Annotated in this window: 12 protein-coding genes and 1 pseudogene; 5 read left to right on the top strand and 8 right to left on the bottom strand. The window is 38.5% G+C overall.

Annotated elements, in window-relative coordinates:
• Positions 1-509: 509 nt before the first annotated feature.
• Complete coding sequence (locus tag A6754_RS02795) at positions 510-881, bottom strand: hypothetical protein (protein WP_066442416.1); 372 nt, start codon at positions 879-881, stop codon at positions 510-512.
• Here A6754_RS02795 and A6754_RS02790 point away from each other — a divergent pair.
• Complete coding sequence (locus A6754_RS02790) at positions 871-1,308, top strand: hypothetical protein (protein ID WP_156495670.1); 438 nt, start codon at positions 871-873, stop codon at positions 1,306-1,308. The two genes, A6754_RS02795 and A6754_RS02790, sit on opposite strands and share 11 nt — an antisense overlap.
• A gap of 43 nt (positions 1,309-1,351) precedes the next feature.
• Here A6754_RS02790 and A6754_RS02785 read toward each other — a convergent pair whose 3' ends face one another.
• Positions 1,352-1,714, bottom strand: coding sequence for a YhfM domain-containing protein (locus A6754_RS02785; RefSeq protein ID WP_066451296.1), 363 nt, complete (start codon positions 1,712-1,714; stop codon positions 1,352-1,354).
• A 369-nt stretch (positions 1,715-2,083) separates the two neighbouring features.
• Entirely contained in the window at positions 2,084-2,410 is a 327-nt protein-coding gene (locus A6754_RS22650) for a hypothetical protein (protein ID WP_156495668.1), read from the bottom strand.
• A gap of 94 nt (positions 2,411-2,504) precedes the next feature.
• On the opposite strand from A6754_RS22650, the gene A6754_RS02780 reads away from it, so the two are divergent.
• The 3 genes from A6754_RS02780 to A6754_RS02770 all read left to right on the top strand — a co-directional run bounded on the left by A6754_RS02780 (position 2,505) and on the right by A6754_RS02770 (position 5,469).
• Positions 2,505-3,332 carry a hypothetical protein gene (locus A6754_RS02780; RefSeq protein WP_066442414.1) on the top strand — a complete coding sequence of 276 codons (828 nt, stop codon included), beginning with the start codon at positions 2,505-2,507 and terminating at the stop codon, positions 3,330-3,332.
• Positions 3,333-3,803: 471 nt separating this feature from the next.
• A complete protein-coding gene (locus A6754_RS02775) occupies positions 3,804-4,661 on the top strand; it encodes a M20/M25/M40 family metallo-hydrolase (protein ID WP_082851585.1) in 858 nt (285 codons plus the stop codon).
• Between the two features lie 361 nt (positions 4,662-5,022).
• Positions 5,023-5,469 (top strand): hypothetical protein, encoded by a 447-nt coding sequence (locus A6754_RS02770; RefSeq protein ID WP_066442412.1) that lies wholly within the window; start codon positions 5,023-5,025, stop codon positions 5,467-5,469.
• A gap of 309 nt (positions 5,470-5,778) precedes the next feature.
• Here the strand turns inward: A6754_RS02770 and A6754_RS02765 are convergent, their stop codons facing one another.
• The 4 genes and pseudogenes from A6754_RS02765 to A6754_RS02750 form a co-directional block, all read right to left on the bottom strand.
• Positions 5,779-10,311, bottom strand: a complete 4,533-nt coding sequence (locus A6754_RS02765; protein ID WP_066442411.1) for an endonuclease — start codon at positions 10,309-10,311, stop codon at positions 5,779-5,781.
• A gap of 92 nt (positions 10,312-10,403) precedes the next feature.
• Positions 10,404-12,212 (bottom strand): annotated as a pseudogene (locus A6754_RS02760) (bifunctional metallophosphatase/5'-nucleotidase); the annotation flags it as partial.
• Positions 12,213-12,533: 321 nt separating this feature from the next.
• Positions 12,534-14,009, bottom strand: a complete 1,476-nt coding sequence (locus A6754_RS02755) for a choice-of-anchor I family protein (RefSeq protein WP_066442409.1) — start codon at positions 14,007-14,009, stop codon at positions 12,534-12,536.
• 390 nt (positions 14,010-14,399) lie between these two features.
• Complete coding sequence (locus A6754_RS02750) at positions 14,400-17,285, bottom strand: Ig-like domain-containing protein (RefSeq protein WP_066442408.1); 2,886 nt, start codon at positions 17,283-17,285, stop codon at positions 14,400-14,402.
• Between the two features lie 16 nt (positions 17,286-17,301).
• On the opposite strand from A6754_RS02750, the gene A6754_RS22645 reads away from it, so the two are divergent.
• Complete coding sequence (locus A6754_RS22645) at positions 17,302-17,562, top strand: hypothetical protein (protein WP_156495666.1); 261 nt, start codon at positions 17,302-17,304, stop codon at positions 17,560-17,562.
• 892 nt (positions 17,563-18,454) lie between these two features.
• On the opposite strand, the gene A6754_RS02745 is transcribed toward A6754_RS22645, so the two are convergent.
• Positions 18,455-21,217 carry an S-layer homology domain-containing protein gene (locus A6754_RS02745; RefSeq protein WP_066442407.1) on the bottom strand — a complete coding sequence of 921 codons (2,763 nt, stop codon included), beginning with the start codon at positions 21,215-21,217 and terminating at the stop codon, positions 18,455-18,457.
• Positions 21,218-21,660: the final 443 nt, after the last annotated feature.

Below are 21,660 nucleotides of genomic sequence, written 5' to 3'. Positions count from 1 at the left end.
TCACCGTTTCTTTCATTAAACAGGTACTATGTTTTCTGTTTCATCGAATGGAAAGATACGCCTAGTTCCTATTTTCCATAACCGGTTCAGCCCTTCCTTATCCTCTTAAGCGAATAAGTACTATGGCTTCTGCTGACGCCTGTCGTTCAACTTATCCTCACGGATAGGCTTACCGCATGAGTACGGCATATCGACAGGTTCTCCCCGGGTAAGAGTACAGACTTTCCTTCCATGTCTCCGCCTCATTTACTCTGTGACACCTTTGGCAGTATGGACTTTGTCTTGTATTGCAGACTCACCCAATGTCATCTAGCCTCATATGAGATTCGTGTTCCTCAGAGCGGAAGTTTGCCGCCGACTTCCTTCAGATAGGAGGGTCACCCCGCATATCCTTGTCTTAAGCTACGACTACTACTGCCTTCGCCGTTCGGGACTCGCACCCTAGAGCCTGCACCCATGCCGGGCACACAATAAAAATAAACCCCACCAAAAGGTGAGGTTTACAATTATTATTCTTTTACTTTAACATTTACTTCCATATCTTCCATATCGCTATTAAAGGAAGAAGTGAACGTAATAGAGCCGTCCCCATTATTGCTAGCTACATAACCAAATATTGCTTCTGTTGAGATCTTTTCAAAGGCTTTATTCGCAACTGTTATGTTAGAATCTCCTGCTTCTACCTCAACATCAACATTCGTATAGCCAAAGTCAATGTTAAGTGTTGCAGCAGCGTCTGAACCTGTAAAAGTCAGCTTTGCAACTTCAGGATTTCCTTTTTCACCATGGGATGAGTTTGATGGTTTAATTGTAGCTCCTGAAGTAAGAGCTGCTCTTGAAGCAGAATATAAAGGTGTAGACCTAACGCCGTTGGAAATCAATGAAATTATGTTTGCTAATATAAGCAAAGAGATTGGAAATGGGGAAGTTGTTCCTCCTGTTAATGAAGAAATTCCTGTATCCGATGAGGAAGCACCAGCAGAAGTGCAAACACAACCAATAACTGACTTCTCAATAAACGGTTATAAAGGCGAAGGATATTTAACTTTCAGATTTAGCGCTGCTGCAGGTGCAAGCAACATGAAAGTCCTTCAATCAATTGATGGCGGACAAACCTGGACTGACTCTGTTGTTGTGTCTGTATATGATGGTCCAAACGGAAGTTATATCGGCACATCAACTTTATCTGAAACGAACACAGGAGTACGAGTTTCCGAATTAACTGCCGGCAGGTATTACGAGTTTAAAATTGTTGTAACTGGCGGAGATCATGCAGGGGACTCAAATATCATCTCAACAATATATTAAGTAATATAGCAAAAAGGGGCCAAGTGCCCCTTTTTATTATAAATTAAACTGCCATCAACGCTTTCAGCTTAGATGTCATTTCACTTGAAATACTATATATTGTGTGTGTATCCTCCGCTTTCATAAGAGAACTTCCCTCACCCTCTTCTCCTAACCACAAATATAAGATCTTCTTGTTCCCGTCTTCCAAGGTAACCAATAGCTGATATTCTGGGTCTGCCATGTCAACGATTCCCTCTTCTTTATTTGCCTCTTTAAAAATTTTTAAGATCTCATTTAGCTTAATTTCATCGTCAATGACAAAGTCACTGCCATTTATTATAGTGGTAACAGCTATGCTTGAAATATCCGCATCTATATTAAGTTGTTTAACCTCTTGTTGCCCGCAGCCTAGTATAAGAAGCATTAACACCGTAAGCGAATATAACTTTTTCAGGGGGGATTCCTCCTTGGCTTTTGTTATTAATCATATAGACGATTATAGGCTTTGATTTGTTACATGGTGAGAGCATAGGGATAGGCTCACTGACCAACTATCTAGATTTTTATTAAGGAAGATTCTAGATTGAAAGCTCGCTTTTTTCTTTAACAGCTCACACCCCATTAGAATAAGAAATGGGTCAAGGAACCTGTCCCCGACACCCCGAAAAAAATTTTCTCAACTTTAACTAAACTTAAGGTTCATGTTCTATAATTAGATTGGGGAAGTAAGAAAAAAGTACTAGATTGACGGATCGCCGTATGCAATGAAAGTTGCCTGTACGGTGAAGGCTCGTTATAAGGCCGATAGGTTATAAGACGAGAATAGCGTTTTACCAGATACAACACCGCCAACGATTGTTGAGGCTAAACTAATTAGAGATTCCTCCACTGGGTATCTCAATAAAATCCAAGTAAAGTTTTCTGAAAATATTAAGGATAGTACAGTAGAAGCTGGGCTAGGGAATTTCCAAGTTGAAAATGACCCTTTTTGGTTATCTGTAGATGGATTTTCCACTGAGAGATCTGACGGAACGATTGATACAGATGCAGATGATGAATATGTTACTTTATCTTTCAATTCTAAGGAAGCTATTACAAAATTTAAATATGTTGAGAACAATGAAAATCCTGATGTGACTGATTTAGCGGGGAATAAACTGATGTCACAAGAAATGGAATTAGATCCTGTTAACTAATTATAAGGACTGAAAAGTGTGGTTGAACACAACAGGTTATTTGTTAAACAAACTGTTTTAAAAACAAATGATAATGAAGAAACTCTCTTACTTGAGGTAACGGATTCTAGTAAAGCAGTAAAATGTTCTTGTACTCTCCTCATAGATAAAAACGAGGCAGAAGTTTGCGATCTACATGTATTAGAAGAAGGAAATGAGCCGGTTTATCAAGTATTGTTCGAGGAAATTGAAAGGATCAGTAAAGAGAAACACTTATCTCTAATTCATTCAAATATTTCTCAATCAAACTTGAAAAACATAGGAGAACAAACTTATCTGGAAAAGCTACTCCTTAGCATGAGTTGGTCGATGAGTGATCACCAAAATATCTTCATTCTTGATTGTAAGGAAATGGCTCAGGATAGTTGGTTAAACAAGGAGCATTTAACTACCGATTTCACTATTGATAGTATTAGTACTATTACAAAGCAAGAAAAGGAAGAAATCGAAAAAGGAAAAAATGTTTGGTATCCGGATAGAGTGTACCCTTTTCAATACAGGTCAATTGGAAAAAACAGCCTTGTAATGAGATACAAAGGCCGCGTGATCGGCTGGTGCATCACATATATTTCCTGCAGCAATTTGCTTATGTATGATTGCTTATTCGTCAGAAAAGAATTTTGGAACTTAGGGAGAAGTATTTCCCTTTTTGGAAGCTCCTTAAAAATTCAATCTGAAGAATCCAACATCAGATACCTAACGTTTACAGTACATGGAGAAAACACACCGCTCCTTAAAATAATACAAAAACGAGCTGGCAGCTATATTGTCGATTTTAAGGAAATTAAGCTATATGTAAATAAGTGATTGATGGGTCATTTGTGGGTCATGGGGACAGGTTCCCTTACCCATTTCATTAGGAGAGAGCTCTCAGTTGGGAGCTCTCTTTTTTCTGTTTAGGAACAGAATATAATCGTTCCCCAGTATACAAAACCATTGGGTCAAAGACCCTGTCCATTTATTCCACATTTTGAATATTTATTAGCATCAAATGCTAAACAAATGGCTTTTTTATATTTCATGAATCCATATGCAATTCACCCCCTTCAAATAGATCATAATATCTAGGGGTTATAACCATAAATCCATTATGACACTAATTAAATATAAAATTTTCAAATATTTATATTTATACATTTATACTTATGTTATATAATGTGTTTGGGGAAATAAAAAGATACGATTGTTGACGGATCGCCGTATGCAGTGAAAGCTGCCTGTATGGTGAAGGCTCGATGCGAAAGCCATGTGATCATGGTATAAGGCGAGAATAGCGAGATTGTTTATGGTGAAACTGCTTATGAACATTTAAAACAGTTAAATGCGTTCGGTTCAAGAGTAGCGGGTACCGAAGATGAAAGAGCTGCGGAAAGTTATATTAAGAGTGAATTTGAAAAGATTGGTTTAGAGACAAGTGTTCAGCCTTTCAGCTTTACAAGAGGCGGCACAACCATTAACTCAGCAAATGTAATTGGGTTTAAACAAGGGAAATCCTCTAAGGAAATCATTGTAGGAGCTCATTATGACGCAGTGTCAGCTGGAAAAGGAATCGACGATAATGCTTCCGGAGTAGGTGTTTTATTGGAAGCAGCAAAAGCACTTAAAGATATTGAAACTCCTTATTCCATTAGATTTGTATCTTTTGGTGCTGAAGAAGTTGGACTTCAGGGCTCTAAATACTATGCAAATCAAATGGATGAATCTGAAATCAGCAATACAGTTGGAATGATCAATTTGGATAGTCTTGCAGCAGGTGACCATATGTATGTGTATGGCGGAGCTGGCGACGCTGGATTTATTCGTGACTTGGCTTTAGAGATCGTTGAGGAAAAAGATCTTAATATCGGTACTAACCCAGGAGATAACCCTGCATATCCTGAAGGAACTACTGGTGATTGGAGTGACCACGCTCCATTTAAAGCTAAGGGAATTCCTTATGGTTATTTTGAAGCAACCAATTGGGCACTTGGAGACAAAGATGGATATATTCAAACGGTTGAGTACGGCCCTATCTTCCATACAGAACGCGACAATTTAGATTTTCTTGAAAGTGCATTCCCAGGAAGAGTGCAGGAGCATTTATCGAGCTTTAGCTTGTTATTGCAGGAGCTTTTGAAGTCGTTGGGCAGTAAATAAGTTTGATAGTAATAAAAACTAAAAGCCTACACGGAGGGATTATATCCGTGAGGCTTTTAGTTAACAATGTTAATAAGAGAATAAACCCACAATTTAAGTAGGTTTATTTTTTTTTGCAAATTATTGGGACTGTTAATATTACTAGGTTTTAAAGAACCTATCCCCTGCTCCCACTGTAATAATTTTAGTGACATTCCTCCTAAATTATTTATAATTAGGGGAATTAAGTAAATAGAACTAATGTTGACGGATCGCCGTATGCAATGAAAGTCGCCTGTCCGGTGAATACTCGTGATAAGCCCTTCTGGTATAAAGCGAGAATAGCGATAAAGAAGCACCAAGTTTAACGAATGCAATATCTGTGAGTGTACCAGCTTATGGTGGAGCTGCTGAGATCATTGCAGCTTTTGATGAGAAGGTTAATGGATTTAGACTGCAGTATGTATCTCCTAACGGTGCTAAAAATGATATTCATATTACTGACTTAGCAACTGGAACAGGTAGTTATACATGGGTAAATCCGGGTGAGACAAAAGAAAATACTACATCATTATTTACTAGAACATTCGATGATCATTACCAGGCTTATAATTATTCATTTATGCGAAATGATGGCACTTTCTATGAATTAAGATTAAAAGCGGGAATTGACAACTCTATCTCCATTGTTTTTCTAAACCCTGGTCTAGATGCTGATGATGTTTATGCAAATCAAGTAAGATTCTTAATTTCACAGACTACTTCTCACCTATATGTGACTGATGCAGCAGGAAATGTTTCCACTGATTTACTTCATATTGGAGAGTAACCAATAAGAAACAGAAACATTCTCTAATTGAGCATTAGCATTACGACTTAGAAATGCAAAGTTCTGGCCTCACCCTTAAAGCGGTGAGGTTTTTTCTTTAATTACATACCTCCTTTTCAATGCTCCTTATTGCTGATCTAATACTGTTAGAAACTGCAGCTACAAAGTTGCTTTGCTGAAATTAAATAAACCCGCCATTAGGCGGGTCTATCTTTATTATCAGATTGATCTGTTGTTGGGTTATGGAACCTGTCCCTCATTACCCAATTGGGTCAAAGAACCTGTCCCTATGACCCACCTAAAATCAACTCAATCCCAAATAGATTCCGCCCATTCTGGGTGGTCAATAAATGGGTTGCGGTTGCCTTGGATTTCGTGGATTTTGTCGTTTCTGCGCTGTTCGATTTCGTCAACTGGGTCTTGCTTGTGCCATTCAAGAAGTACGGAAAGTTTTCCGTGGTATGGCGCACTTCCGTTATTTAGTTTTTCGTTTAATTCTAAGTCGACTCGGTCTCCAGCTTCGTAGCGTGTTGCCATGTAAAATAACATTCTTGCTACGTCACCTTTTACGCGATCTGGCGGCTCAAATGAGTTTGAACTTCTTTTGCAGCCATCACAATTGTTCACAGGATTTCCGCCATAATCGAAATCTAGATTTCCTCTTGAGCTATTCACTTGCACATCCGTTGGGCGCAGGTGGTGAATATCAGTACCAGGACCATTGCTTGTTCCGAAATTTCCGTGAGATTTTGCCCAAACGTGTTCACGGTTCCAGTCCCCTACGTTTCCGCCATTGCTGGATTTAGAACGTGCTTTACCAGAATAGAATAACAATACATCATTAGGACTATCAGGGTGTTCATCCGTTACTTTTAAAGCATCCCAGACTTGAGAATAAGAAAGAACTTTTTGATCTGAAATAATATCATGAAGAGCTGATTTCAGAGCTTGGCCTTCTTTGCCCATAGCGGCTTGATAGTAATCGTTATTTTCATCGTTACTAGCTGCTGTTATTGTTACACTAAATCTTTCTGTTACACTTAATTTCCCATCAGTTGCAGTGACTGCAACTAGATGTGTTCCTTCTGCCAACTCTAAGGTTAAAGTATTCCCGTTTACTTTACCAAGTGTCGAAGTAAAAGAGAGTTTATCTTTGTCTGGATCAGAGAAATGCTCTGATAAATCAATTGTAACCGTTTCTCCTGCTGCTGCTGTTTTGTTCGTAATTTCTTTCGATACTACCGGAGCATGGTTCTCACTCGGTAAAGGAAAAGAAGGACCTTGAATAAGGTCCCCCTCTAAATTATAGAAATCAATTTGTTCAGGATCGGCACCGTTGATATATTCAATGCTCTCGATATCTAAGTTGTCTGCGCCTCTGATTTCACTTACATTTGTTCCGTCAATGATTAGCTTCTGTACTCCATTACCTTTGAAGTCAACGATTGCTCCAGCTTTTGCAGGGTTAATCGTCACATTATTTGTCTGGAAGCCTTCACCATGGAATTCCGCATATTCCCCTGTAAAGAAGATGCCATTTTTAATAGCGGAAGCAGCATCTAATGTTAGAGAAACACTTGGTTTTGTGATTGTCAGTTTGCTTGTTTTAAAGTTTTTGAAGTTGTATTCTTTTTCTGCTTTGATTGGCTCTAGCCCTGGCTGTTCCTCATCTTGATTTTTCAAATCAATTTGAACCATTACCGGGTCATGGTCACTTGCACGGCCAGCCATATCTGTAAAGTCTGCATTGATGTGCAGAATATCCACTTCTGTGTTTGCTGCTAGGTTATTAGATACTAAAATATGATCTAATACTTGAGAGTTACCTTGGTATAGATATGTGTAACGATCAGATGTTTCTACCTCGTTAATCATGTTGGTCATTAGTTCACCTTCATGAATTTTAAGAGCATCTGCAAATTGGTAGTCATTAAAATCTCCAAGAGAAACAATATTTGCTGATGGATTCTTTGTTTTCACATCTTCAATAAAGTCATAAATCACATTAGCAATTTGTTTACGCTGGATTTCACTATCGTATACTGGCGGTTGAATCGCACCAAATAATGGTGTATCACCCGATTTAGAATTCCAGTGGTTAGCAATAACAATTACATCTTCACCATCAAAAACAAATTCTGCTGCTAATGGTTTACGGCTATCATCAAATGCTGCATTGTTTGGATCGATTCTGCCTGGGTTAAGTGTTAAAGAACCATCTTCGTATCCTACTGCAGTAGTAGCATCTCCCGCTGGCTTACCTTCCTTCATTTGGACACGCTCAGGATTGTAAAGGAAACCAACACGAATATTTGCATTCGGTGCTCCGCCATCCTGATTGTTTACAGGGTCGATATTTGCGTATTCGTACTCTACGCCACTTTCAGCTTTAATTGCTGCAATTAATCTCTCATAACTTTCATTTGCAGCTGAATTTCCTGCAGATTCTCCATTGTTGTCTTGTACTTCTGTAACACCAACAATATCAGGTGTTTCCATATCTGTACCGATCGCTCTTGCTAGTTTGCGGGCTTTATCATCTGAAGAAGATGATCTGTTATTTGAGAAGTTTTCCAGATTATAAGAAGCAACTGTTAACTTGGCGTCATCTTTTACAATCTTTGTTTTTTCAGGTACTACTGTTCCTTTTCTATGTGCAGCTTCCATCTCATTTAATGGTACATAAATCTTATAGTTTTGGTATGAGTAGCCAACAACACCAGTGATCGGCCCTTCAAACGTATCGCCAGTTGCTACTTCGAAATCACGAGCAGCTCCATTTGGCTCCATACGGAAATGAATGCGGTTTGGATTTGCATTATCTTCTTCATATAATACGCCGCCGTGAAGAGAATTTGTTTCTTCGCTTTCAAGAACTGTAATAAGGTCGCCGTGCTCTTGTGGTGATACTGCTTTAACCGTATCCAGTTCAACGCGCATGCTTTCAATGCTTTCCCAGAAATCGATTGCATCTACTTCAGGGTTAAAGATTTCAAATTGGTCGCTGTCAATGTGATCAAAGTTGATATTTGACTCATCAAGCTTAATTGGTTTTGGCAGTTCAACATTCTCATCAATAACTTCTACTACTCCGCCCTGATCATTGCGAACATTGATTTGAGTAGACTTTAAATCTGTAGTTTGTCTGTCGCTATACCCATCGTAAGCATACTCAGATACTCTGCCAGTAACAGAAACTAAATTCCCCACTTCGATCGGCCAATTTCTTGTACCACTATAAAGCAAGATTCCTTCTGAAGTATTCGGGTTATCATCTGCTAGCTCATCTGGTGTCTGGATCGTATAATAGTAGCTGCCGCTTAATGTAAATGAATTTGTTACAATACCTTGGATCCCGCTTACTGTTTCATTCATGAATGGTGAATCATGTCCCTCACCTTGTAAATCATGAATTTGCAGTGCATCTGTGATCGTATACTCATAAGTAGCAACTTCGCTGAACTCACCTGTTGCTGCTTTAACGATTGCTTTTAAAACAGTATCTTCAGTAATTTCAATTGGAGTTTCATACTTAGTGCTCTCATCAGTTGGATTTGTCCCATCTAACGTATAGTAGATTTCAGCATCAGCAGTCGTCGTGCTGAGTGTAACTGTAGTCCCATCAACATATGTTCCTGTTCCTGGAGAAGCAGTTGCTTCTTTTAAAATCGTGCTGTCAGCCACAATATCTTCTTGGGAACGAGGAATAACTTGGTAATCATTATCGAACTGCTGCACAATACCCGTAATAGACTCATATGTTGTTCCAACTGCTAGATCAAGTGAGCCATTTTCATCGCGAACAATGAAGGTGCTGCCATCATCAGCTGTATAGTTTGCCCAGCCGCCGCCTGAATTTACAGCAGTCAATTCAACATTTTCTACAGTAACAAGCTGAGATTCATTATCTTCATTAACCTCTGCACCTGTCACTTTTTTAGCTGTTGGGGCATCACCAGCCGTTTTTTCTACAACTGTTGCACTATCTAATTGCAGAAGTCCACGGTAATCCGCTAATTTACCTGTTAACGTTACTTCATCCCCAACAGATAAGCCTAAGCTTGTTGGGCGTACTGCAATTCCGCCAGTTTCATCTTGAATCGAGATTGTATTTTTCAATCCAGCTGCTACTACACCTTTTACCGTAACGGTTTCACCTAAACTCATTCCACGAGCTGCTTCAATCGTGATTGTTTCAGGATCTGCTGGCTGTTCCGGATCTGGATCTACTGGTGGGTTTACATCTCCACCGGACATTTCATGTGTGCCTAGGTTGCTGAAGTCATCTTTCGGGTTTGTATTCCACTCTGTTGCAGCGTCAAAGCTATCAGTAGAATTTTTATCACCGGTTAGAATATTGCTTTTACGAACTAAAGTTACATCTGTTCCGTAATTTGCCTTGACTCCAACTTGTCCAAAGGAATCAATCACCTCTGAATCCTTTACTAATTCTAAGGCATCATCACCATTAAAGTTAACTGCCCCACTAGCTAAGTCTCCCTTACTCTTTAGATCTGCACTTATCTGGTTATGGTCATTATAAATGACATATGTCTCACCATTTTCTAAGGCACCAGATAGTTTTTCGCTAGTAGTTGTTGTTGTATTACCATTTGAATATAGTTTCAGTGTGTACTGACTCAAGTCAACCGACTTACCAGTCCCATTGTATAATTCAACTGCTTTATTGTATCCGCTGCCCTCAATATACTCCGAAATAATCAAATCCGAAGCCACTGTTTCTGCTTTAGCACTAATCGGTAATGCCGGAACTGCTGCACTGACTAGCAATGCAGATGCCAATAGAGCATTTACTTTGCTTCTAATATATTTTGTGCCCATTAAGTCAAATCTCCTTTTCTGCTATTATGTCTATCTACTTTAAAGGAAGAAGGCCCTCAACCTTAAGCTGAAGGCCTCTGCTAAACTATTGATTATAAAATTGTGTCACCTTCAACATTGATTCCATCAAGAATGACATCGCCGCCAAAGTCAGTTAGATCTAGATCACCTGTTACTGTAATATTTGAGAATGTTGCTTCTTCAGATGGTGTACCTGTTAAAACTAAGTCACCATTTACAATAGCATTACTTAAGGAATCGACGTTTGTCGTATCAACAGTAACGTTCCCCTTATATTCTTTTGGCTCTTCAGTTGTACCAGAGAAATCTGCAGCTGGAACTTCTTTAACTAAAACATCAACGATTCTGCCTTCAATTTCACCTGTAACTGTTCCAAGAGATTTCAAGTGCTCTGCGAAGTTTTCCCAGTCAGATAAGCCAAGGTCTGTTACGCGTCCTTCTTTATAGATTTTCTCGAATACATCATAGCCGTCTCCGCCTTTAGCAGTAAAGGCATTTGTAGCCACTACATATTCTTCACCATCTTGAACTTCAACGTATTCACCTTGTTCATTCTTGTAAGATACACTTACAACACGCTCGCCTGCTGGTTTCGAAGAATCATATTCTACTTTTCCGCCCGAAACATGAAGGAATCCTCCATTTTCTCTTGGCAGATTTCCTAAGCTGATTTCAAATGCTTGTTTTAACTCAGCACCTGTGATATCCATCGTTGCTAGTGTGTTTCCGAATGGAAGAACTGTGATCACTTCACCATTTGTGATAGGACCAGCTTCAATGCCAGCACGGATACCGCCGCCATTTTGCAGCGCCATAATTACATTTTCTTCATACTGTTTTGCTTTTGACAGCATACCATCTGTAATTAAATTACCTAGAACCGTTTCATTTTTACGAACGCTCTCTTTTGTGTTATCTCCATCAGTACGCGGGTTAGCTAAAGCTTCCGTTGCAGTTGCACCAATTTGAGTGTTAGATACTTCATCTACTCGATCTTTATAAGGCTTTAACATTTCTAATGCTTGTGCATCTTCAGGGAGATCACCAACTTCAATTAACTCACCTTGGTGTTCAACTACTACCCCATTTTCATCAAATGTTACATCTAAAGTACCTAGGTATTTATGATACTCTTGACCTTGTACAATGACAGTTGGTTCTTTAGCTTGTCCACTTCCATTTTCAGAAATAACAACAGGCTTTTCTAATTTTGTATGGCTGTGCCCGCCTACGATCACGTCGATACCTTCAACAGATTCTGCCAAAGTTAAATCGTTATCATATGCTGGATTATCATCATACCCAATGTGTGTAAGAGCGATAATTTTGTCTACGCCTTTGTCTTCAAAAGCTTTAACAGCTTTTTCGGCTTCTTCTAAATAATCCTCAAATTTCACATCGCCAGGTGAAGAGATATCAGCCGTTTCAGCCGTTGTTAATCCGAAAATCCCAACTTTCTCTCCATTCACTTCTTTAATGATTCCGTTGTAGATTTTTCCGTTCTCTGGATCACTTGATTCTAGGTCTGAGAACAATCCTTTAAGATTATCATCAGCTGAGAAATCAATATTAGAAGAGACAAATGGGAATTGAGCACCCTTGATAAAGTCAGCTAACGCTTTATGACCTTCTCCATTTGAACCAAGATCAAATTCATGGTTTCCAAACGTCATTGCGTCATATTTCAATAGATTCAAGAATTTCAAGTCAGCTTGTCCTTCGAATTCATTGAAATATAATGTACCAGAGAATACGTCCCCAGCATTTAGCAATAATGCTTCTGGCTTATCAGCTCTAACCCCCTTCACAGCTGTTACAAATTTTGCAACATCATCTAAATGTGCATGTGAGTCATTGTTATGCATCAATGACAATGTAAAACGCTTTGGTCCGCTATTCTCGTTTTATACAGAGCCATTCGCTCTGACTTATACCGAGCCTTCACCATACAGGCGGCTTTCACCGCATACGGCGATCCGCCAACAGCAGACATCTTTCTACTTATTTCCCCACTGACTATTGTAATGTATTTCATATATTTTTGAAATGTTTTTAATATTAACTCTTTGTTAATAGTTGGTTAAAGTTTGGTTAATTGTAGTTTACAATCCAATTTTTGAGAGTATATATAGTTACTCTCCAAGATAAAAAAAAGAACAGAGGGACATCGCTGTCCTCTCTGCTCTCTTCATTTATAAAACTTACTCAAACTCGTAAACTGCTACTGTACCTGAAACTTCATGTGTTGCAGCGAGTAAAGCTTTGCCTGTTGGACTTTGGTTCGCAGGGATAAACTGCAATCCTTCAGGAGAAACATCTCCAGCAAATTTTCCGGCATCATCGCCTTCAAGATCTCCAGCAAATTCTGTTACTGAGAAATCACGGCTGGAAAGCAATGATACAAAGTTAGGTGTAGCTGGGTTTGATACATCATAAACCATAATTCCGCCGAAACGCTCTAATGCGATAAATGCATAAGTTTTACCATTAATGACGCCTGTAACAGCTGTTTCCGGCTCAGGACCTTTACTGTTGCTTCGGTCATCTTTCGCTACTTCTTCATTGTCAGAGTTGAAGTATTCTGGAGCAGCTTCTTTTGTGATTGTTTCAAATTCATTGCCGCTGTCATATACCAATTCCATTGTTTCTGCATTGAAAATGGAGAAGCTTCGTCCGCCAAAGCCATATAATGCTTCATACTTACCAGTTTCCTCATTGTATCCACTTTCAGTTGTTACTTTAAAGTCTTCTAATAGATCTACATCAAATGTATCCAATTCTTCTTGTGTATAACCAGCATAGTTTTCTGCTTTTAATTCAATTTCCCCTAATTTGCCAACTTTCTTTTCCTCTGAGTATGCATCCCAATCGCGAGTATCGCCTTCGTTTGGAGTGATGATATACTCAGTTCCACCAATCGTAAACGTGCTAATGGCATCTGGTAAATGGTATGTTAAGATCGGTTGTTTTTCAATTTTAATCTCACCGTCTTTGATTGCGTCCATTTCATTTCCTTCGACCGAGTGATCAATGAAACCTAGCCCTTTCACACTTACAATCTTTTCTTCTACTAAATCAATTGTAGCAATTGCATTGTTTTCTTGCATTGCAACATAAGCTGTCTTGCTGTCTGCTGAAACTGTGATATATTCAGGCTCTAATTGCTCTAGCTTTGTTCCTCTTGAAGAAACACGAACTTTGTCATCAATTAAATCTTCTGAAAAAGTTAATTCTTTTGCTGTAAATTCAGCAGGAGCACCTGTTACATCAATCACTGAGATAGATCCTTCTGGGTCTACACTGTAATCTTGACTTGGTTCACCTTCATTCGCTACAAGTGCTTTTGTACCATCTGGAGTAAATGTAACCATGTCAGGTAAAGAGCCTACTTGTACACTTGAAAGGAATCCGCCATTCTTGTTTACAAAAACGATATAGCCTTTGTCTGTCTTATCGTTTCTTGCGGCAGAGATCGCTACGATATCCTTTGTAGGATGTACAGCGATGCTTGTGATATCTTTAACATCTTCTACTCCAAAATCTGCTAATAGTAATCGTTTTTGTGATTCCACTTCTGTAAATTTACCAGATTCTAAATCAGCAAATGATAGAATATCAAATCCGCTGACTGCTCCGTTTGTTACAAATGCTTTTTGTGTTTTTGCATCATAAGCCATAATTTCTGTTCCAGCTGCACCTTTTCCGCTATCGTATCTAGCAATTTGAGATACTTTTAAAAGGTTGCCATGCTGTAAAGTAAGTTTTAAAGCTGGTCCTTTGCTATTCCCGTCTTATACCAGTCTACTACCTGGCTTTCGTTTCGGGCCTACACCATACAGGCGACTTTCATCGCATACGGCGTGCCGTCAATTGTACTATCTCTTATTTCCCCAGGATTATATTACCACTTTGCAACTGATGTATTTTGGACGTGGAGTTAAAGTAGTGTAAATATTATGTAAAATTATTAATATACTGCGATTAAGGAGGTTTTTAAATATCATAAATAAGATTTAAAAAAAGGACTCCCAGCAATGGAAGCCCCTTTTATCTATCACTATAAAAATTTATTGAAACAGCTTATCTTTATCATTACCACCAATAAAAATATCACTTCCTGATACTTGAGAGGTAATTTTAAATTGAGTTATGTTCATTTTCTCTGCTGTAGCTTGTACTCCGTCTGTGCTTAATTTTGAGTTTATTAGAGTTATGATTTGGTCTATGCTGGTAAAGTTTCCTGTCAATTGAATAGTTGATGTTTTTTCTCCAACACTCACCGTAAAGCTGCGGTTTTTAGATGTATCCTGATCTTTACCAATGCTTCTATTTTCATCGAAAAAGTAATCCCAATCATTTCCTTCTAAGATAATAGAGGATGCGGAACCCGTCTTAAATGATTGAATAAAGAATGTATCACCAAACCCCATAGCATAAAGCGGTCTAGTCATGATTCCATTACTGCCGCCTTTTTTGAAATAGTAATCTTGTATAGCGCTTTCTACAACAGAACCCATTGCTGCCCCTCTAGAAAAATCGGTAGAAAGCTGCCAATACACATTCACTGGTATTCTATCTTGTCCATACACAATCGTAAAACTTTTTGCATTATTGGTAAAATTATCTACAGTAACTGGCTTACTATCAAGTTTTGCTGTTGTTGCTGCTACAGTCGAAAAATCAAGACTTGTTAACATTTGACTTTCTACTGATGAGTGTACTGGCGCTTCTTCTACTACTACCTCTATCGTAATAGAGTGACCATTTAAATCTACATCAGCTGGTACTGCGACAATCGCAGTAAACGTATAAGATCCACTCGCTGCAGGATCATATTGATCATTATCAGTCCATGAAGTAATATCAATCATACGTGTTAATCCATTTGCCAAGGTTACCTGCGCTTGAGCAGGCAATGAACCTTTAACATCTTCAGGTGCATTTCCGGCTTTGCCCACTATAATAGTATTTGAGCTGCCTACAGATGAAACAAGAACTTTTAAATTATTTAATGCATCCTGAATAGCCTGCGTTTTTACGATCACTTCATCATTCGTTGTTTCAGGTAAATTTAGCGCATTTATTATTGAATTAAAACTTTCTTGAGAGTAGTGCTCTTTAATCAGTTGATCTACTTGGCTTTTCACAGAATCCAATAATGATTGATCTGCAAAAATTAATTCTGCTATAGCTTCATTAATTGCCTCTGTTTTTGCAACCATTTCCGCATTGGTTGCTTCTGACATTTCCATTGCTAACTTTAAGGCGTTAAAGCTCTCAGTTGTGTAGTCAGCTTCTTCCTTTTCCTTAGCTTTAGCTTTTGCTGCGTATAGGGCTGATTGGCCTGCAAATTCTAAGCCTGCTAGGGCTTCCTGGATCGCTTCCGTTTTTGCTACTACTTCTGCATTTGTTGTTTCTGGCAGTTCTAATGCTGCTTTCAATGGGCTATAGCTTTCAGATGTATAGTCGGCTTCTTTCTTTTTCTCAGCTTTTGCTTTTGCTGCATTTAAAGCTGTTTGGCCGATAAATTCTAAGCCTGCTAATGCACTTTGGATGGCTTCTGTTTTTGCTACTACTTCACCATTTGTTGTTTCTGTAAGTTCTAACGCTGACTTTAGTGCATTAAAACTCTCAGAAGTGTAGTCAGCTTCTTGCTTTTCGTCAGCTTTTGTTTTTGCTGCATTTAAGGCTGATTGACCTGCAAATTCTAAATTTGCTAGTGCACTTTGGATGGCTTCTGTTTTTGCTACTACTTCACCATTTGTTGTTTCTGTAAGTTCTAACGTTGACTTTAGTGCATTATAACTCTCAGAAGTGTAGTCAGCTTCTTGCTTTTCGTTAGCTTTTGTTTTTGCTGCATTTAAGGCTGATTGACCTGCAAATTCTAAATTTGCTAGTGCATTTTGGATGGCTTCTGTTTTTGCTACTACTTCACCATTCGTTGTTTCTGGCAGTTCTAATGCTGCTTTTAATAGGCTATAGCTTTCGGATGTGTAATCGGCTTCTTCCTTTTCCTCAGCTTTTGCTTTTGCGGCATTTAAGGTTGTTTGGCCCGCAAACTCTAAGCCTGCTAACGCTTCTTCAATAGCTTCCGTTTTTGCTACTACTTCTGCATTTGTTGTTTCTGGCAGTTCTAATGCTGCTTTTAACGGGCCATAGCTTTCGGATGTAAAATCGGATTCTTCTTTTTCCTCAGCTTTTGCTTTTGCTGCATTTAAAGCTGTTTGGCCGGTAAACTCTAAGCCTGCTAGGGCTTCCTGGATCGCTTCCGTTTTTGCTACTACTTCAGCATTCGTTGTTTCTGGCAGTTCTAATGCTGCTTTTAATGGGCTATAGCTTTCAAATGTATAATCAGATTCTTGCTTTTCCTCAGCTATTGCTTTTGCTGTATTTAAGGCTGATTGGCCTGCGAATTCTAAGCCCGTTAGTGCTTCCTGGATCGCTTCTGTTTTCGCTATTACTTCTGCATTTGTTGTTTCTGGCAGTTCTAATGCTAATTTTAATGGGCTATAGCTTTCAGATGTATAATCAGCTTCTTTCTTTTTCTCAGCTTGTGCTTTTTTTGTATCTAATGCTGACTGACCGGCAAATTCTAAAATTGATAGTACTTGTTTGATTGCTTCCGTCTTTGCTTTAACTTCTGCATTTGATGTTACTGGAAACTCTAGAGCTGTCTTTAGCCAGTTATAGCTTTCTGTTGTATAGTCTTCGGGTGATAGAGCATATGCACTTTTCATGATTTCTTCAAGTTCTTTTTGGCCTTCAAAAGCTACCTGACTGTCAATCGGGATTTCTAAGACTCTTCCACTACCGCTTATATCTACGACTTGGCCTTGTGAAACTTCTAATTTCTTAATCGTTCCCTGAACATTAAGAGTAGTAGATTTTGTTACCACTACTTCATCAATAGTTCCTCCTACTGTCACTTTGCCAATAGTATCAATTGTTAGCAATCCACTAGTTCCATTATTGATAAATCTGGTACCATTTGAATCAACAATTCTGACCTTGCCTATTACACCGTTATTCGTAAATGTAGAAGCTGCTACATCTTCTATAATGGTAGTCCCAGTAACGTTTACAGATGAATCTAATACAACTGAAGCATTTGGTGTATTTATAATTAAATCTCCATTGATCGTGAAATTCCTGAGTTGTATTGTTGATGAAATTTCTCCATTTATGGCGACATTTCCAACAATGGTGCGAGTGTTATTTTCTGGTCCGTAATTAATAGGGTCTGTGCCTTGGGGATTAAGATTTAAGTTCCCCCTATAAATTCCCCCAGCGCTTATAATCTCTTCAATGCTATTCTCACCTTATAACCATAATGGTCTTTCGGATAAGCCTTCACCGTGCGAGCGACTTTCATCGCACACGGCGATCTGTCAATAATAGTTAACTAGTCCTTAGACCTAGTGCTTTTATCCCAATAATTCCCCATAAAAAAATGACCTATCAAACGATAGGTCATTATCAAACTTATTTTGGGGAAATAAGTTGTTTAAGATACTACTATTGACTGGGTTTCTTCGCTCCTGCTAGTTTTCTCCTCCCAACATGTTACCATGAAGGTGTATACGGCTAGCGATCAACACTACTACAAACCCGCAGCCATCTTGTTATCCTCATAAGTGCTAACTCACCTCTTATAACAAGACTTCAAACGTTCCATTACTGTTATCCCTTATTTTAATGGCCTTAGGTCCCCACTATTCAGGTGTGAGAAAGATCAGGTTAATAGTCAATTCTCTGATCTCCAATTAATCATTTCGGATTAATGGAAAGGCATTAAACTCCTAGCAATTCTTAATACCTTCTACCTCACCCTGCCTAAACATGGGTTCGTCTCCTAACCATAGCCACTTTTTATGGAGCCCCGCCTCAACTTCATGAGTACGACTTCACCTGACTTCACCCCTTCAGCTTGTTAGAGCCTCGATGGATGCAGGAGGATTAGGCACATGTTCCTGACTATTTAACATGCATGGGAATTTCACCTTTGTATTAACAGTAACAGTTCAAAGGTTACCCCATGCCCCAGATGGAACATAAGGTAACTGTTTTGACTTTTTTCACATAATCAAGAGACTATGCTTATAAAGTAACGTTTCGTTTAGTTTTATTGAGGAGTAACAACTTTTACTTTAAGATCTTTAGTTGCAGAACCAACTTTGATTTTCAAAGTAACAACTGATTCTTTAACACCATCACGTAATTCTACTGTTGGAGTAGCTGTACCATTACCAGTGATTTTAACTTCTCCAGCTTTTTCAGGTACTACAGTAACTGTATCTGCAGAGATAGCTGCAACTACTTTGTTACCGTATTGGTCAACAGTTGCTACGTTAACTGTATCTTCTCCTGATTTTAGTGAAGTTGCAATTGCGCTACCAGAAGCAAGTGTAGCTTCAGTAATAGCTTTTGCATCTGCATATTTATCAGTAGTTTCTGCAGCTGTGAAGAAGAAATCTTGTACAGCTTTATCTTTGTTAGATACTACGAATTTTTGCTCGTAAACTTTACCAGTAGCTTCAACAGTTACTTTTAAAGTGAATTCAGTATCGACTGGTTTGCCATCAGTAGTGTTTAAGCTAGTTTCTGCAACAGTGAACTTACCGTCTGTTACAGTTACATTTCCTTTTCCACCAGTTACAGTAGCAGTATACTCGCTATCATCTAGAGCAACTTTACCACCGTTTAATAATCCATTAACAGTGATAGATTTTTCGCTACCTGCTTTAGTTAAACCAATTTCAGCAACTTCGTAATCGCTGTATTGAGTACCATCAGTAACTTGTACTTTTACTTCAACAGCAGAATTAACGTTGTCTTTTTCTGTAACAAGAGAGATTTTCAATGTAGCTGTACCATTCTTTTCAGGTGATACTACGTTGCCTGCTAAAACATTAACTACATCAGATTCTCCAACAAGTTCAACCTTTACAGGTGCAGCTGAATCTTTAATTACACGGCCATATTGGTCTTCAATCACTAAGTGATCTTTAGCAGTAACAGTTACATCACCTTTAACAGTTGAAAGTACTAATGGCTTCTCAAGTCCGCGAACAAGAGTTGGCACAGCAGCTGCTTTCACGCTAATTGTAACTGTAGCTACTTTGTAAGTTGAAGATTGGAATACTAATGCTTGAGTACCTTCAGCAAGAGTAGCTTTGTAGAATACTTGACCGTCTTTTACTACAAGTTTATCTTCAGCTACTGGATTAGAGCCAACTTTGATACCTTTTGTAGGGTTAGATAATAATTTTTTATCTGTGATAACATTACCAGATTTATCAGTAACTGTTACAGGAATTAATGTTTCTTCTCCAGCTACAGCGATTTCTGGTTGAGATACAGAAATTGCATCAGACGTAGCAGTTTCTGCAACGTTAACTGTATACTTAGCAGATTGACCATTAGTTGTAGAAATTAATAATACGTCAGTGCTGCCTGCTTTTTTGATATCAGCGATTTTAATAACTAATTTATCTTTGTCACCAATTTTAACTTTTTCAACTGCATTAGCAACTGTTAAGTTAGTTGGGTTCGTATTAGTGATTACTAATCCAGAAGCTTTAGCAGCATCTGTGATTTCTTTGCCGTATTGATCTTTAAGGTTTAATACGATGAATGCTTCGCTAGCTTTAGAAGCATCGTTTAGTGCTACTTCTTCACCTTTAGCGTTGTAGATTCCAGCTACTTCAATAGAAGATACTGTAGATTCAGCTGATAGTTTAACAGTTTTAGAAGCAGATGTACCTGTTGCAGTATCGATTAATACCACTGGTACAATATCTCCAACTTTTTTGCCGTTAAGGCCGCTTAGAGTTACAACACCCTTAGAAGCTCCAACAGTCTTACTATCGTTAGTTGTTAAAGAGATGTTATCAGAAATATCAGTGCCGTATTGGTCTTTAACTTGGTAGCCAACAGTTGCTGTTGCACCATCTGGTAAAGCTCCAGCAGAATTAGAAGCTGAAACAACTGCTACTTCATCAAGGATTTCAATAGAAGCTACTTTTTGAGCTTCGATCTTTACTGAACCTGTTAATGTTTTTTCAGTTAAACCTGAGATATTAACTGTGTAATCAGCAGCTTGGAAGTTTGAAGCTCCAACTAATTGAACTGATTTCTTATCTTCAGACCAGTTGATTGTTGCGTTTTGCTTGAAAGCGCCACGTAGTAATTCAACTGAAGCTTTAGAAGTATCTTCTACAGCAGTGTTGAAGTCAACTTCGATTGTTTTAGCGTTGATTGCACTAACTTCTACTACTTCTAGCTCAGCATCAACGTTGCTAGCTCTGTGTAAGAAGATAGCGAAATCGCCACGCTTAGCGTTTTGAGTTACTCCGAATGAAGTTGCAGAAACACCATTAGTGATTTCGTTAGCAACTAATGCTTCAACAGCTTCTGCATAACGATCAGCAACGTCAGTGAAGTTGTGGTCAGCAGAACCTTCTAGGTTGAATGCACGGTCGATCCAGATAGCAAGTTCTCCACGAGTGATAAGATCTTGCGCACCGAATGAAGTAGTTGATTTACCAGAAGTGATTCCAGCAGCTTTAAGTGCGTTAACAGCACCTTGAGCACGAGCTGGTACATCTGTGAAGCCTGCAGCAGGAGCGCTTTCAGTGTCTAAACCGACAACTTTAGCAACCATAACAGCAGCGTCAACACGCTTGATGTTTTCGCCAGTTCCGAATTGAGTATCAGAGAATCCTTGGATTCCTTTTGATACTACGAAATCTACTGCATCTTGGTATCTTTCTGGTACATCTGTGAAGCTAGCAGCTGATACAGCTGGAGCTAGAACACCTGCTACTAAAGTAGCTGTCGCAGCTGTAGCTACGAACTTACGGTAAGACTTTGGTTGGTAAGCCATTGTAATATTTCCTCCCCGTTTTGTGAAAAAAGTTTGATTTTTCTAAATCGATGAGAATTCATCGCTTAGTAATGTAATTAATGTTTAACTCCTATCCGCTCTTTTATAGGTAATAAATTCATTATAAGAACAATCTGGCAGACTTGGAAAATTAAACTTGTCTTTATTCTACCAAATTAGTACTATATTTCAACCATTTTTTACAACCTTTGCGGTTGAAATTATTACCATATGTATCTTGGCGAATCATGGAGTTAAATATTCAAATAGTTTCCTATTTGATTCCACCTTTTTCATTATACATACTAGGTTCATAAATTGGAAGTTTTTTTATAAAAAAGTTAACGGATTCACAATACCCGTTCATTAACATTCAGGTAGGTTAATAGCCACAGCTATTTGTAAATTTTCTGTTAAGAAGACGCTTCTTTCCCTATTCTCTG

It is taken from the genome of Cytobacillus gottheilii, assembly GCF_001636345.1.
GTDB lineage: Bacteria > Bacillota > Bacilli > Bacillales > Cytobacillaceae > Cytobacillus > Cytobacillus gottheilii.
The sequence above is the reverse complement of the archived record's forward strand: the minus strand, read 5'-3'. Positions and strand labels throughout refer to the sequence as shown.